This is a genomic window from Actinophytocola sp. (genome assembly GCF_049647105.1).
In the GTDB taxonomy this organism is placed as follows: Bacteria; Actinomycetota; Actinomycetes; order Mycobacteriales; family Pseudonocardiaceae; genus Actinophytocola.
In genome coordinates this window covers 1-14528 of the sequence record NZ_JBARWZ010000204.1, presented here as the reverse complement: position 1 = coordinate 14528, position 14528 = coordinate 1, and the positions used below count along the sequence as shown (strand labels likewise).

Here is a 14528-nt window from a genome sequence, read left to right as displayed (position 1 = left end):
GCGCATGCCAACAGCGCTCGTCACCGGGGCCACGGCCGGAATCGGCGCCGCCTTCGCGAGGAAGCTCGCCGAGGAGGGGTACGACCTGGTGATCATCGCCCGCACCAAGGAACGCCTCAGGGAAGTCGCCGCGTCGCTGACGGAACGCTACGGCGTCACGGTCACGCCGATGACCGCGGACCTTTCGGTCGCGCGTGCCCGCAAGCGCGTCGAGGAGCGGCTTCTGACGGGTGACCCGATCGACCTGCTGGTCAACAACGCCGGCTTCGGCACCCGGGGCGCGTTCGCCACCACGGATCTCGACCTCCTGCAGTCCCAACTGGACGTGAACGTCGTCAGCGTGCTGCGCCTGACCCGCGCCGCGTTGCCGGGCATGCTCGACCGCGGGCGCGGCGCGGTGGTGAACGTGTCGAGCGTGGCGGGTTTCTTCCCGGCCATCGGCCCGACCTACTCCGCGTCGAAGGCGTGGGTGACCACGTTCTCGGAAGGCATGGCGGCCAACCTGGCTGGTACGGGCGTGCGTGTCATCGCGCTGTGCCCGGGTCTGACGAAGACGGAGTTCCACGCCAGGGCGGGCGACGACAAGACCACCATGCCCGACGCGATGTGGCTCGACGCGGACCGCGTGGTGGCGGACTGCCTGCGCGACCTCCGCCGAGGACGGCCACGGTCGGTGCCAGGCGCGTTGTACAAGGCGCTGATGGCCGTGCCCCGCCTGCTGCCCCGCGCCGTCCTGCGCCGCCTGGAGACCAAGGCGATGGGTGACAGGGACCGCACCTGACTTTCGCTGATCCGGCTCGGCCTCAGGCAGGATCGATGTGTCCAAAGTGGACTGGATGCTGAACGCTGCGTAGCGAGCGCACCGCCCTGTGCCACGACGGACCGGAGTATTCGGACAACGCCTGCGGGTCGGCCGCCCTCGATGAGAAGCTGCCCCCATGACACAGCCGCCTGGTTGGTATCCGGAGCAGCATGGCTCCACCGTTCTCCGCTGGTGGGACGGCACGCAGTGGACGCAGCACACGCAGCAGCAGGCACCGAGGAGTGACGCCAGCCCCTGGGAGGTGCAGGTCGGCCGGGGGCCCGACCCGAACAAGCTCCGGGAGCAGACCCGCGCAGCCGGGGTGGGGCAGGTCGGGCAGGGCGGCGGCACGTTGTTCACGGAGCCGGTCCTCGTGGTCAACCAGAAGGTCAAGCTCATCGAGATGGCGAACGAGTACGCCGTCTTCGATCAGCATGGGCGGCAGATCGGGTCGGTCGCGCAGGTGGGGCAGAACGCGTTCAAGAAGGCGGTCCGGTTCTTCACCAGCTACGACCAGTTCCTCACGCACCGCCTCGAGGTGCGGGACGTCAACCACCGGCCGGTGCTGCTGTTGACGCGGCCCGCGAAGGTGCTCAAGTCGCGGATCATCGTGCAGCGGCCGGACGGGGCCGAGGTCGGGCAGATCCTGCAGAACAACGTGTTCGGCAAGATCCGGTTCTCGTTCATGATCAACGAGCAGCAGGTCGGCGGGATCCAGGCCGAGAACTGGCGGGCGTGGAACTTCTCCGTCACCGACCACACCGGCGCCGAGATCGCCCGCATCACGAAGACGTTCGAGGGCTTCGCCAAGACGATGTTCACCACCGCCGACAACTACGTGGTGCAGATCCACCGCCCGCTGCAGGACCCGCTCGCCAGCATGGTCGTCGCCTCCGCGCTGACCGTCGACACCGCGCTCAAACAGGATGACCGCGGGTTCGGCTGATCCCGGGACACCGCGTGTGACTTCTGGCGTGCCGGTACGCCGTCGCCCCAGGTCCGTGGCACAGTGTGGACCCGTGCGAACCGTTGACCTCACAGCTAAGGGCGAGCTCGCCCGTCTTGTCACCGAGCTCTCCGTGGTGCACGGGCGCGTGACGCTCGCCTCCGGCAAGGAGGTCGACTACTACGTCGACCTCCGCCGCGCGACGCTGCACCACGCGGCGGCCCCGCTCATCGGGCGGTTGCTGCGCCAGCTCACCGCCGACTGGGACTACGTCGCCGCCGGCGGGCTCACGCTCGGCGCCGACCCGGTCGCGGGCGCGATGATGCACGCCGCCGCGGCCGCCGGTGAGGTGCTGGACGTGTTCGTGGTCCGCAAGGAGTCCAAGTCGCACGGCATGCAGCGGCGCATCGAGGGCATCGAGGTCGCCGGGCAGCCGGTGCTGGCCGTCGAGGACACCTCGACCACCGGCGGCAGCGTGCTCACCGCGGTCGACGCGCTGGAGGAGGCGGGGGCGCGGGTCGTCGGCGTCGCGACCGTCGTCGACCGGGACACCGGGGCGCGCGAGGCGGTCGAGGCACGCGGTCTCCCGTACCGCTACCTGCTGGATCTCTCGGATCTGGGTTTGTGAGCCGGGCCGCGAAGTGGGCCATCGCGGTATAGCCTCACCAGCGTGACTGCTGTGCTGATCATCATTCTGGTAGTGGTGGCGCTCATCGTGATCGCCGTCGTCGCCGTCATCTCGATGTACAACAAGTTCGCGCGGCAGCGGAACACCATCGAGGAGTCGTGGCGCCAGATCGACGTGGAGCTGCAGCGCAGGCATGACCTGATCGGCAACCTCGTCGAGGTCACCAAGGCGTCGGCCCGGTTCGAGCAGCAGACGCTGACGCAGGTCGTCCAGGCCCGGACACAGGCGGTGGCCGCGCACGGCGCGGGCCCGGCCGCGCAGGGGCAGGCGGAGCAGGCGCTGAACGGCGCGCTGTCGAACTTCTTCGCGGTCGCGGAGCAGTACCCGGACCTGAAGGCCAACCAGAACTTCGTCCAGCTACAGCAGCAGATGGTCGAGACCGAGGACCGGGTCGCTGCGGGCCGCCGGTTCTACAACGGCAACGTGCGTGCCTACAACACGCGGTTCGACACGTTCCCGTCGAGCATGGTCGCGAACCTCGGCAAGTTCCAGAAGAAGGAGTACTACGAGGTCGACGACCCGAACGTGCGGGCCGCGCCGTCACTCAAGGGGGCGTTCGACTCGCTCACCGGGCCCTCGGTGCCGACCCCGCCGCTCGGCCAGCCCGCGCTCGGCACTCAGCAGCCGCCCGCAGGCCCACCACCTGCGCAGAACCCACCGCCTCGCGATTGATATTGGGTAGCGTGGCGCCATGGCCGGGTTCCTCGCCGATGTCACGATGGTGGTGCACTTCGCGGCGCTGCTGTACATCGGGTTAGGGGGGTTCCTGGCCTGGCGCTGGCGAAGATCGATCTACGTGCATGTGTTCTTCGCCGCTTGGGGCGTCATCGTCAACGTGCTGCCGGTGCCGTGCCCGCTGACCGCCCTGGAAGACTGGTTCCGCGGCATGCAGGGCCTCGGCCCGCTGCCGGGCGGTTTCAACGAGTACTACATCTACGACGAGATCATTCCCCGCTCGCTTCTCCCGGCCGTCGCGGTGGGTGCGGTCGTGCTGCTGATCGTGTCGTACGTGGGAGTGTGGGTGCGGTGGCGGAGGAGTCCGGTCCAACAGAGTGGGAGTTCGGCGAGCCCGTCGGCGTAGGCCCGTGGCCGGGTGACTGGCCTGCCGACGACCGCTACGACCCGGCGCTGCTGGCCGACGGCGACCGCCGCAACGTGGTCGACCACTACCGCTACTGGCGCCGCGACGCCGTCGTCGCCGACCTCGACACCCGCCGCCACGACTTCCACGTGGCCATCGAGAACTTCCAGCACGACCACAACATCGGCACGGTCGTCCGCACCGCCAACGCGTTCGCGGCCAGCGCGGTCCACATCGTCGGCCGCCGCCGCTGGAACCGCAGGGGCGCCATGGTCACCGACCGGTACCAGCACGTGCACCACCACCCGGACATGGCGTCGCTGCTGGACTACGCCACCGCCGATGGCCTCGCGATCGTGGCGATCGACAACACGCCGGGCGCGGCCCGGCTGGAGACGGTGTCGCTGCCGAAGCGGTGCGTCCTCGTGTTCGGGCAGGAGGGCCCCGGCCTCACCGAGGACGCCCGCAAGCAGGCCACCCAGGTCGTGTCGATCGCCCAGTTCGGCTCGACCCGCTCGATCAACGCGGGCGTGGCGGCCGGCATCGTCATGCACGCATGGATCCGCGAGCACGCGGACCTCGACAGGGCCTGGTAGCCGGCGGGGCTAGTGGCTTTCCACCTGACTGATCCGGGGTCGTAGTTCCAGCATCCGCTCCGGCATCGACATGCCCAGCTCGATCAGGTGCTCCCGGTAGCGGTCGTACAGCTGCAGCGCCTCGGCGTGTCTTCCGGTGCCGTGCAGGGCGGACACGGCGAGCCTGACGACCTCGGTGTCCGCCAGCCGCTCGTTGGACAGCCGCACGAGGTCTGGGACGTGGTGCTCCACGCGGCCGAGGCGGAACTCGGTGCGGATGAGCGCGATCTCCGCCTTCCTGCGGTCTTCGAGGAGGGTCTGGCGGCAGCGGTGGATCCGGCGGCCGGTCAGCCCGGCCAGTGGTTTGCCCGCGCAGAGGTCGAGTGCGGCACGCAGCCGAACGGCTGCGGTCCGGTCGTCGAGGCCGGCGGCCTCGGCCACGGCCGCGCTGAGCCGGTGCGCGTCGACCTGGTCCTCATCGACGATGAGGCGGCACACCGGGTCGCGGATGACCAGCATGTGCCGGAGTCCCAGGGCCGCGAGCCCCCGGCGGAGACTGGACATGTGCTCATCGAGGTCGGCGGATGCGCTCGCGGGCGGGTCGTCGTCCCACATCCACTCGGTCAGCGCGAGGCGGGACACCGCCTTTCCCCTGGCCAGCAGGAGCGGCACGACCATGCACCGCTCCAGTTCCGGACCGAGTTCGACGGGCACACCGCCCGCGGTCGCCGCCGCCGTGCCGTACAGACGAAACATGACAGTTTGGGGCGAAAAAATGTCGGATACTTTCGTCATCTTCTGCCTTCGGGTTTCCATGGACTCATGCACCCAGTCATGAACGACCACATGGAGAACTGGATCCGGGCGCACGCGACCTTTGCGAAGAGCACCTTCAGTGAGGGTGGCAACTGTGTGGAGCTGGCCACCGTGGAGGTCGTCGGAGTGCGGAACTCCAAGGATCCCGACGGGCCCGTGCTGTTGTTCGCGCGACGCGAGTGGGACGCGTTCGCCAGCGGAATGCTGCCTTTACAGCGCCGTGTTCTCGGTTAATTCCCGGATTCGCGCCATGGTGGACTCCATTGTCCTATTTGGTTGAACGAGTGCGGAGGTCGGCGACGACGTCACGCAGAAATTCCTGAGCCTCGTCACCGAAGAGCGCCGCCCGGCTGAGTTGTTGCCAGCGGGACCGGTACAGCGCGACGTGTTCCTCGCGGTCGATCGTCATGTCGGCGTGGATCGTCTCGGCGGTCACCGTGACGTCCGTCGCGCCGTCGTCGCCTTCGTAGACCACGAAGTTGTGGGTCGTGAGTGCGGTGGCCTCGGCGTCCAGCGGGAGCAGCCCGATGGTGACGTTGTCCAGCGTGCTGACCGACGCGATGCGGTCGAGCTGTGCCACCTGCAGGCTCGGCGGGCCGGGACGCCAGCGCAGTGCCGCCTCCGTGATCAGGAAGTCGAAGTGCCGGTTCGGCTCGTAGAGCGCGAGCTGCCGGTGCAGCCTGCCCGCGACCTCGGCCGCGGGGTCCGAGCCGCCGTACTGCCGGTGGAACATGGCGATCACGCGGCGCGCGTACTCGGCGGTCTGCAGAAGGCCGGGTACGAGCGCGGGCTGGAACGTGTAGGTCCTGGTCGCGGTCGACTCCAGGTCCTGGACGGTGTCCTGCAGGTTCCCGCGCCGCTGCAGGGCCGCGCGCCATGGATGCATCTCGTCGTACGCGGCCTCGGTCAAGGCTGTCAGTCGCTCCCGTAACTCGACGGACACACCCAGCTCCTCTCCCCAGGCCGTCACCTCCGGAAGGGAGGGGACGACCGCGCCCGACTCGATCCTGGACACCTTCGACTGGCTGATACCAATGCGCTGCGCCAGATCCCGGCCGGACATCCCGGCAAGATCGCGCAACCGCCTCAGTTCCGCCGCCAACTGCTCCCTACCAGCCGGCGCCGGAACCGACCCACCCGACGTGCCCATGAAGCGGTGAACCTTCCCGTCATCCATCCAGCGGGATGATCCAAGGTGATTCGTACTGATGCGAATCACACCAAACGTGCACGTGCATTGTCAACTGCACGACTCACTTCGAGTCGTCTCCGTGTCAGGCGCCGGCGGGTTCGATCTCCACCGGGATGCCGTTCAGCGCCGCGGTGCCAGACAGCGCGTCGAGCAGCTGGTCGTCCGCGAGCACGTTCGTGTTCACGCCGGCGTGGGCCCTCGCGACCGTGGTGCGGGTGCCGTCCACGTCGTGGCCCCAGCCGTGCGGGATGCTCACCACGCCCGGCCGGATCGTGTCCGTGACCTCCACCGGAATCTCGATCTTGCCCGCGCGGGAGCGGACCACCGCCGTGCCGCCGTCGACGAGACCAAGCCTGCTCGCGTCCGCCGGATTGAGCTGCACGGTGCACCGGTTCTTCCCGCGCACCAACGATTCCAGGTTGTGCATCCACGAGTTGTTGGAGGACAGCTGCCTGCGCCCGATCAGCAGCAGCTCACCGTTCACCGGGGTCGCCAGCGCCGCCGCGAGCCGCGGCACGTCCCTGGTGATCGCCTCCGGTGCCAGCTCGACCCGTCCCGACGGGGTGCCCAGCACGTCGGGGACCCGTGGCATCAGCGGGCCGAGGTCCACGCCGTGCGGCGCGGCCTCGAGGTCCGCGAGCGTCAGGTCGTACGGGCCGCCGCGCAGCATGATGTCGACCAGCCGCTCAGGGCCGCGCCGGTCGCCGAGCGGCACGTCGTGGCGCTTCGCCAGCTCACCCGCGACGAAGTCGTCCAGCGCGGCCAGGTCGACCGACGCGCCCTGGCCCGTGACGATGCCGGTGAGTCGCAGCAGGGTCTCCCACTCCTGCGGCACGTCCGTCGGCAGCGTCGCCGGGGTCCAGTTCGCCACGTTGCGGACCGACAGCTGGTACAGCGCCAGGTCGTAGTGCGGGCGCTCGAGCGGGGTCGGGCCTGGCAGGACCACGTCGGCGTGCTTGCTCGTCTCGTTCAGGTACACGTCGATCGAGACCATGAAGTCAAGGCGCCCCAGCGCATCCGCGAGCCGGTCCGCGTTCGGGGTGGACAGGCACGGGTTGCCGCACACCGTGATCAGCGCACGCACCTGGCCATCGCCCGGGGTCAGGATCTCGTCCGCCAGCGTCGCCACCGGCAGCTCGCCGACCACCTCCGGCAGGCCACGCACCCGGCTGTGCCACCGGCCCGTCGTGAAGCCGCGCCGCTTCGACGGGCGGGCGTTGGCCTGGCCCGCCGCCGCGAGCGGGAACATCGCGCCGCCCTCGCGGTCCAGGTTGCCGGTCAGCACGTTCAGCACGTCGATCAGCCAGCTCGCGAGCGTGCCGAACGCCTGCGTCGTGGTGCCGATCCGGCCGTACACGACGGCCCGGTCGGCGGCCGCCAGCTCGTGGGCCATGCGGCGGATGTCGTCGGCGGCGATGTCGGTGTGGGCCGCCACCGACTCCGGCGTGAACGGCGCGGCCAGCGTGCGCACCTCGTCCACACCGTTGACCGGCAGGTCTCGCGTGTTCACCAGCGAGGCCGCGAACAGCTCGTTGACCAGCGCGAACAACAGGAGCGCGTCGGTGCCGGGCCGGATCGGGTGGTGCTCGTCGGCCAGCTCCGCGGTCCTGGAGCGCTTGGGGTCGACCACCACGAGCTTGCCGCCGCGCTCGCGGAGCGCACGCAGCTTGCCGCGCACGTCCGGCGCGGTCATCAGGCTGCCGTTGGACACGAGCGGGTTCGCGCCCAGCATCAGCAGGTGCTGGGTCCGGTCCAGGTCCGGCACCGGGATCGTGAACCCGCCGCCGAACAGGTTCCCCACCGCGAAGTGCTTCGGCACCTGGTCGACCGTGCCGGCCGTGTAGAAGTTCCTGGTGCCGAGCGCCTTGTAGAACGCCGGGCCGTACAACGAGGTCGGCGTGTTGTGCACCGACGGGTTGCCCGCGTACACCGCGACCGCGTCACGCCCGTGCTCCGCCATGAGCGGCGGCAGCCTGCGCTCTATCTCCGCGAACGCCTCGTCCCAGGTGGTCTCCACCAACTCGCCGCCGCGACGCACCAGTGGCCTGCGCAGCCGGTCCGGGTCGTGGTGCAGCGCGCCGAGCGACGCGCCCTTCGGGCAGATGAACCCCCGGGAGAACACGTCGGCGTCGTCACCACGCACACCCGTGACGCGGCTGTCGTCGATCGTCACCGCCAGCCCGCAGGTCGCTTCACACAAGGGACACGTCACCGGCGTGGTGGTCATGTCCTCACCTTGACACAGGACGGTGACATCACTCTTCCGGCGGACACATCGGAACCGATTCAGCGCGCACGATGTATGGGTGGCGCAACGGGCCGGTTATGCGGACAGCACAAGGGAGGGATCGCCGTCCCTCTGGTGTGCGCGGGCCGCGGTCGCGGAGCGTGCGGTCCTGGCCCGCCACCTGCGGCGGGTGTGGGGGCTGCCCGGCACCAGGCTCGGCGCCGCGGGCTGGCCGCAGTCGCTCGGCCACCGCCTGCACGGCCACTGGAACTACTGGTGGCAGGCGCACCTGCTGGACTGCCTCGTCGACGCGCAGGAACGACAGCCGAACGCGGCCCGCGCTGGCACCATCAGAAGGGTCGTGCGCGGCGTGCACCTGCGCAACCTCGGCGGCTGGACCAACGACTACTACGACGACATCGCCTGGCTCGGCCTCGCCCTCATGCGCGCCGACGACTGCGAGGACGTGCCGATCGCCAAGGCGATGACCGCCATCGCCGCGCAGCTGCGGGCCGGGTGGACCGACCACGTTGGCGGCGGAATCTGGTGGCGGCGCAAGGACAGTTTCAAGAACGTCCCCGCCAACGGCCCGGCCGCGATCCTGTTCGCCCGCTGGGCGGCCCTCGGCGGCGAGCGCGCCGACCGCCAACGCGCCCGGTCCATGACCGAGTGGATGTCCAAGGTCCTGGTCGATCCGGCCACCGGGCTCCTGTGGGACGGCGTGCACGTCGAGCCGGACGGGATGATCAAGGACATCGTCAAGGTCATCTACACCTACTGCCAGGGCGTGTACATCGGCGCGTGCGTCGAACTGGCCGACGGCGGCACGTCGGGCGTGTGGGTGGACCGAGCCGGGCGGACCATCGACGCCGTCGCCACGCACCTCACCGACGACAAGGTCCTCCGGGGCAGGGGCGGCGGCGACGGCGGCCTGTTCGCGGGCATCCTCGCCAGGTACCTCGCACAGGCGGCGCTGCGACTGCCCCCGTCCCCGGCCGCCGACACCGCGCGTGAACTGGTCGTCGCCTCGGCGCACGCGGCGTGGCGGAACCGGGCGCTCGCACGGGCCGGTCCGCTGTTCGGGCCGGAGTGGTCGCAGCCGGCGCGGGTGCCGAGGTCCGCCGGGCACCACAGGGTCGAGCGGGACATGTCCGTGCAGGTCTCCGGATGGATGGTGCTGGAAGCCGCGGCACTGCTGGAGCGGTCTTCCGGTTAGGTTTCGTGCGTGAGCGTGGTCATCGTGACCGGCGGGAGCCGGGGCATCGGAGCGGCTGTGGCACGGCTGCTCGCACGGAGTGGGCACGACGTGGCCATCGGCTACGCGAACGACCACGACGCGGCGCGAGCCGTGGTCGCGGACGTCGAGGCGGCGGGCGCGCAAGCGCTTGCGGTGCCCGGTGACATCGCCGACGAGACGGACGTGCGGCGGCTGTTCGACAAGGCGGCGTCGCTCGGCGACCTCACCGGCGTGGTGTGCAACGCGGGCATCACGGGTAACACCCCGGGGCGACTGGACGAACAGGACGCGGCCACCGTGCGCCGCGTCCTGGACGTGAACGTGATGGGGGTGTTCCTGTGCAACCGCGAGGCGGTGCGGCGGCTGTCGACCCGGCACGGCGGACGTGGCGGCGCCGTCGTGAACGTGTCGTCGACCGCGGCAGGCCGTGGCTCACCCGGCGAGTGGGTGCACTACGCGGCGAGCAAGGCGGCCGTCGAGTCGCTGACGTACGGGCTCGCCCAGGAGGTCGCCGCCGAGGGCATGCGGGTGAACGCGGTCGCGCCCGGCCTTGTCCACACAGACCTGCACGCCGCGGCGGGTATGCCGAACCGGCCCGCCGACCGCGCGCCGATGATTCCCATGAGACGGGCGGGCGAACCGGAGGAGATCGCCGAGGGGGTCGTGTGGCTGCTGTCCCCGGCCGCGTCGTTCGTGACCGGCGCCACACTGCCCATCAGCGGGGGCTACTGACCGGGTATCGGCCTGCAGAAGATCCGATAACGGCGCTGGTTTTGTCGAATCGCTGCGGCACTATGGCTGAGTCGGCCCGCCTCCGGCTGGGTCGGGAAGGACTCTGATGCCCACGCTGACCGGTGTTCACCACGTTGCCCTGACCGTCACCGATGTGGATCGCAGCGTCCCGTGGTACGAGCGGGTACTGGGGTTCGAGTCGGTCGGCTGCGACGACCAACCGACCGGGATGCGGAAGGCGTTCCTGCGCGGCCCGGGTTTCGGGATCACCCTCACGCTCGTGCAGCACCCGGTGTCGGAGTACTCGCTGTTCGACGAGCGCAGGCCGGGCCTCGACCACCTGACGTTCTCCGTGCCGGACCGCACCTGCCTTCGCGAATGGACCGACCGCCTCACCGAGCACGGCGTGACGTTCTCGCCCATCACCGAGGAGCACACGTCCCCGGGCACCGAGGTCATCTCACTCCGCGACCCGGACGGCATCCAGCTCGTCCTGTGGGCCCGCGAAGACTGACCAGCTCCGGAGTTGTCCACAACCGCACCGGTTATCCACAACCAAGATCGACAACGCCGCAATGTCAGTCCCAGCCGGTAAACTGGCATGGCGGGACGCCCCCGGGAACGGGTGGGGGTTGGCATCCGGCCGGTTTCGGGGATGTTGATCTTGAGTGGGGGTCTGGCCAGGGGGAACTTGGATCTGTGCCCGGGTTGTGCGGGTCAGTCCTGTGCGGTGCCCGCGGTCACCGTGGCTTCCACCGGAGGTTTGTGCATCTCCTGGCGGTAGCGGACCACGCCGTACACCGTGCCGATGATGAAGAACGCGATGCTGCCCCACAGTGCGACGGCCTTCAGCCACGGCATGTGCTCCAGCAGTCCGGCGCCGTAGTAGCCGAGCAGCACCAGCGTCGGCACCCAGGCCAGGCCGCCGATCGTGGTGGCCAGCAGGAACCGGCGGGTGTCCATCTTGGCCGCGCCCGCGATCAGCGGCGCGAACGTGCGGATCCACGGGATCCAGCGCGCCAGCACGATCGCCCAGAATCCGCGCCGGTCCAGGAAGTCCCTCGCCTTGTCGAGGTTCTCGAGGTTCAGCACCCGGCCGCCGCGCCGCGCGATGATCGTGTGGCCCGCCTTGCTCCCGATGTAGTAGCCCACCATGTTGCCGACCACCGCGGTCACCATCGCGGCCGCCGACAGCGCCCACGCGTGGAACTCGCCGTCGTGCTCGGCCAGCACCACGCCCGCCGCGAACAGCAGCGAGTCACCGGGCAGGAACAGTCCGACGATGAACGCGCACTCGGTGAACACGAACCCGAGCACGATGATCCACACCATGACGGGTCCGGCGGACTCAAGTACGCCGGTGGCCACACTCACGACAAATAGCGTACGTGCCCTCGGGCAGGCTCATCTCGTCAACGTGTCTGAATTCGCCGGATATCCACGGTCGGGTCAACTGGCGGCCGCGATCGCGTTCCGGTCGCCTGCGAGGTCGCGGACGAACCCGCCGACGTAGGAGATCGCCGCCCTGCCCTCGGGCAGCACCGGGTAGAACGCCGGGAAGACGTGCACCTGTCCCGGCCACACCTGCAGTTCACAGTGGACGCCCGCGGCGCGGATGCTCTCCGCCATCCGCTCCGAGTCGCCGAGCAGGCACTCGGTATCGCCGACCTGGATCAGCACCGGCGGCCAGCGGCGCTTGTTCGCCCGCAGCACGTTCAGCCTGCTGTGCGTGAGCGCGTACTCGCCCGCGTAGGTCCGCCCGCACTCCAGCGCCCGCTGCGGCGGCACGAACGGGTCACGCCGCACCCGGTCCCGATCGGCGAGCTCCGCGCAGGTCAGGTCGAGGAACGGGGAGAACATGACGGCCGCGGCCGGCATCGGCAGCCTGCGCCGGGACAGGTCGGCGAGCAGGCCCGCGACCAGGTGGCCGCCTGCCGAGTCGCCCATGACGGTGATCGACTCGGGTGCGTGGCCGTTGCGCAGCAGCCATCGGTAACCGGCAAGCGCGTCGTCGGCCGCCGCGGGGAAGGGGTGCTCCGGCGCGCGTCGGTAGTCGACCAGGAAGGCGGGCCTGCCGGTCGCCGCTGACAGCGCCGCCACCAGGTGTTTGTGGGTGCGTCGCGACCCGAACACGAAGCCACCGCCGTGCAGGTACAGCACCACGCCGTTCGCCGGATCGGCGTCGCGGCCGGTGATCCACAGGCCGTGGACGTCACCGTCCGCGATCGGCTTGACCTGGGCCCCGCGGGGCATGGGGGTGAGCCCGACGGTGTCGAACATGTCGCGTGCCACCCGCAGGTGCGGCCAGGCGGTGATCCGCAGCCGGTCACCGAGTGGCCGAAGCCCGTTCATGAGGAGTTGTGCCAGCGCCCGGCTTTGCACGCTCGGGCTCGTGGGCACCGCCGGCCGCGTCATCGCACCCCGCTCTCCTGCTCGCACGTCACCTGTGACGTACAACCCACTGTAAATGACTGACGGAGTAGATCGACCCCGCGAAAGTCGTACACCTTGATCTCGGTTCGGTGTCGCTCGAGCGCCTCGCATTCCGCTGGAGAACGGTTACGGTTGACTCGTGACCACTCTCCTGGACGAGCTGCGTGCCGCTGTAGGCGACGGCGCGGTGCTCGTGGACACGGACGTCACCGAGAGTTATCGGCGCGACATGATGCCGCTGGCGCCGCACGGCGCCCCGCTCGCGGTGGTGCTGCCGAAGGGCGCCACGGAGGTGCAGGCCGTCGTCCGCGCGTGCGCCGCCGCGGGTGTGCCGATCGTGCCGAGAGGCGCGGGCAGCGGCCTGTCCGGCGCGGCGAACGCGATCGACGGCTGCGTCGTGCTCGCGATGACCAGGATGAACGAGATCGTCGAGATCGACCCGGACAACCGGCTCGCCGTGGTGCAGCCCGGTGTGGTCAACCTCGACCTGCGCGGGGCGGTGGAGAAGCACGGGCTGTTCTACCCACCGGACCCGTCGAGCTACGACTGGTGCACGATCGGCGGCAACCTGTCCACGAACGCGGGCGGGCTCTGCTGCGTCAAGTACGGCGTGACCACGGATTCCGTGCTGGGACTGGAAATCGTGCTCGCGGACGGCGAACTGCTGCGCACCGGCAGGCGGACGGTCAAGGGCGTGGCGGGCTACGACCTGACGAAGCTGTTCGTCGGCAGCGAGGGCACGCTCGGCGTGATCACGCAGGCGACGCTCGCACTGCGACCACTGCCGCAGGCCCCGGGCACGATGGTGGCGGCGTTCTCGGCGGTGGAGACCGCGGGCGCCGCGGTGAGCCGGATCGTGCGCGAGGGCATCGTGCCGTCACTGATGGAGATCATGGACGCGACGTCGATCGCGGCGGTCGAGGCGTACCTGAAGACGGAGCTGGGTGCGGGGGCGGGCTGTGCGGCACTGCTGATCTGCCAGTCGGACTCCGGCGGCGAGGCGGCGCGGCAGGAGCTGCGCGCGATCGAGCAGGTGTGTGAGGACGTCGGCGCCGAGCTGGTGCACTCGACGTTCGACCCGGCCGAGGGTTCGATGCTGCTGACCGCGCGCCGGGCGGTGCTGACCGCGCTGGAGGTGTACGGCGCGTGGATGACCGACGACGTGTGCGTGCCCCGCACCAGGATCGCGGAGCTGATCGCGGCGTGCGAACGGATCTCGGCGGAGGTCGGGCTGCGGGTCGCGGTCGTCGGCCACGCCGGCGACGGCAACATGCACCCGACGATCGTCTACGACCCGGCTTCGGAGGACGAGTTCGCGCGGGCCACCGTGGCGTTCAACGACATCCTGGCCGCGGGCCTGGCGCTGGGCGGCACGGTCACCGGCGAACACGGCATCGGCAAGATCAAACGCGACTGGCTGGAGAAGGAGGTCGGCCCGATCGCGATGCGCACCCACCGCGCGATCAAGGCCGCCCTGGACCCGGACAACGTCTTCAACCCGGGCTCGATGTTCTCGATGCCGGCCGCCGCCCCCCGAGTTTCGGCGTAGGCGCGAGGACCGACAGAACCACGGAGTTGTCCACAGCCGCTCCGGTTGTCCACAGGTTGCCCCGCAACCCCCTGACCTGTCGGTACCCCCCGGTAGACTGGCAAGGCGGGACGCCCCCGGGAACGGGCAGGGTTCCGTCAAAGTCGATCACCTGCGTGGAGCAGGCACGATCCTCTGGTTGATCATGTGATTGTCGAAGTCGCATGATCTTGTGAGAGGGCCGTGCCTGCTGTGTCATCATCCCTGATCC

At 69.8% G+C, this 14528-nt stretch carries 16 protein-coding genes; 11 read left to right on the top strand and 5 right to left on the bottom strand.

Annotated elements, in window-relative coordinates; genetic code table 11:
• Positions 1 to 4: 4 nt before the first annotated feature.
• The 6 genes from WBA97_RS23965 to WBA97_RS23940 all read left to right on the top strand — a co-directional run bounded on the left by WBA97_RS23965 (position 5) and on the right by WBA97_RS23940 (position 4113).
• Positions 5 to 781 (top strand): SDR family NAD(P)-dependent oxidoreductase, encoded by a 777-nt coding sequence (locus tag WBA97_RS23965; protein ID WP_424233146.1) that lies wholly within the window; start codon positions 5 to 7, stop codon positions 779 to 781.
• A 157-nt stretch (positions 782 to 938) separates the two neighbouring features.
• Positions 939 to 1748, top strand: coding sequence for a phospholipid scramblase-related protein (locus WBA97_RS23960; protein WP_424233145.1), 810 nt, complete (start codon positions 939 to 941; stop codon positions 1746 to 1748).
• Between the two features lie 73 nt (positions 1749 to 1821).
• Positions 1822 to 2376 carry an orotate phosphoribosyltransferase gene (gene pyrE / locus WBA97_RS23955; RefSeq protein WP_424233144.1) on the top strand — a complete coding sequence of 185 codons (555 nt, stop codon included), beginning with the start codon at positions 1822 to 1824 and terminating at the stop codon, positions 2374 to 2376.
• A 42-nt stretch (positions 2377 to 2418) separates the two neighbouring features.
• Entirely contained in the window at positions 2419 to 3108 is a 690-nt protein-coding gene (locus WBA97_RS23950) for a LemA family protein (RefSeq protein ID WP_424233143.1), read from the top strand.
• Between the two features lie 19 nt (positions 3109 to 3127).
• Positions 3128 to 3517 (top strand): DUF2784 domain-containing protein, encoded by a 390-nt coding sequence (locus tag WBA97_RS23945; RefSeq protein ID WP_424233142.1) that lies wholly within the window; start codon positions 3128 to 3130, stop codon positions 3515 to 3517.
• Positions 3463 to 4113, top strand: coding sequence for a TrmH family RNA methyltransferase (locus WBA97_RS23940; RefSeq protein ID WP_424233141.1), 651 nt, complete (start codon positions 3463 to 3465; stop codon positions 4111 to 4113). Before WBA97_RS23945 ends, WBA97_RS23940 begins: the two co-directional genes overlap by 55 nt.
• Before the next feature lie 9 nt (positions 4114 to 4122).
• Here the strand turns inward: WBA97_RS23940 and WBA97_RS23935 are convergent, their stop codons facing one another.
• A complete protein-coding gene (locus WBA97_RS23935; protein ID WP_424233140.1) occupies positions 4123 to 4848 on the bottom strand; it encodes an AfsR/SARP family transcriptional regulator in 726 nt (241 codons plus the stop codon).
• A 78-nt stretch (positions 4849 to 4926) separates the two neighbouring features.
• Between WBA97_RS23935 and WBA97_RS23930 the strand changes: the two genes are divergently transcribed.
• Entirely contained in the window at positions 4927 to 5142 is a 216-nt protein-coding gene (locus WBA97_RS23930; RefSeq protein ID WP_424233139.1) for a DUF397 domain-containing protein, read from the top strand.
• A 34-nt stretch (positions 5143 to 5176) separates the two neighbouring features.
• On the opposite strand, the gene WBA97_RS23925 is transcribed toward WBA97_RS23930, so the two are convergent.
• Positions 5177 to 6058, bottom strand: a complete 882-nt coding sequence (locus WBA97_RS23925) for a helix-turn-helix domain-containing protein (protein WP_424233187.1) — start codon at positions 6056 to 6058, stop codon at positions 5177 to 5179.
• A 124-nt stretch (positions 6059 to 6182) separates the two neighbouring features.
• Complete coding sequence (locus WBA97_RS23920; protein ID WP_424233138.1) at positions 6183 to 8327, bottom strand: molybdopterin-dependent oxidoreductase; 2145 nt, start codon at positions 8325 to 8327, stop codon at positions 6183 to 6185.
• Between the two features lie 169 nt (positions 8328 to 8496).
• On the opposite strand from WBA97_RS23920, the gene WBA97_RS23915 reads away from it, so the two are divergent.
• The 3 genes from WBA97_RS23915 (at position 8497) to WBA97_RS23905 (ending at position 10810) form a co-directional block, all read left to right on the top strand.
• Positions 8497 to 9543 carry a glycoside hydrolase family 76 protein gene (locus WBA97_RS23915; RefSeq protein ID WP_424233186.1) on the top strand — a complete coding sequence of 349 codons (1047 nt, stop codon included), beginning with the start codon at positions 8497 to 8499 and terminating at the stop codon, positions 9541 to 9543.
• A gap of 9 nt (positions 9544 to 9552) precedes the next feature.
• Positions 9553 to 10296, top strand: coding sequence for an SDR family oxidoreductase (locus tag WBA97_RS23910; RefSeq protein WP_424233137.1), 744 nt, complete (start codon positions 9553 to 9555; stop codon positions 10294 to 10296).
• A gap of 106 nt (positions 10297 to 10402) precedes the next feature.
• The gene (locus WBA97_RS23905; RefSeq protein ID WP_424233136.1) at positions 10403 to 10810 is read left to right on the top strand and encodes a VOC family protein; all 408 of its coding nucleotides are present in this window, start codon (positions 10403 to 10405) and stop codon (positions 10808 to 10810) included.
• Between the two features lie 203 nt (positions 10811 to 11013).
• Here the strand turns inward: WBA97_RS23905 and WBA97_RS23900 are convergent, their stop codons facing one another.
• Both WBA97_RS23900 and WBA97_RS23895 read right to left on the bottom strand, forming a co-directional pair.
• A complete protein-coding gene (locus WBA97_RS23900; RefSeq protein ID WP_424233185.1) occupies positions 11014 to 11628 on the bottom strand; it encodes a DedA family protein in 615 nt (204 codons plus the stop codon).
• Positions 11629 to 11745: 117 nt separating this feature from the next.
• Positions 11746 to 12711, bottom strand: coding sequence for an alpha/beta hydrolase (locus tag WBA97_RS23895; protein ID WP_424233135.1), 966 nt, complete (start codon positions 12709 to 12711; stop codon positions 11746 to 11748).
• 157 nt (positions 12712 to 12868) lie between these two features.
• Here WBA97_RS23895 and WBA97_RS23890 point away from each other — a divergent pair, with 157 nt between their 5' ends.
• A complete protein-coding gene (locus WBA97_RS23890; RefSeq protein WP_424233134.1) occupies positions 12869 to 14278 on the top strand; it encodes an FAD-binding oxidoreductase in 1410 nt (469 codons plus the stop codon).
• Positions 14279 to 14528 lie beyond the last annotated feature (250 nt).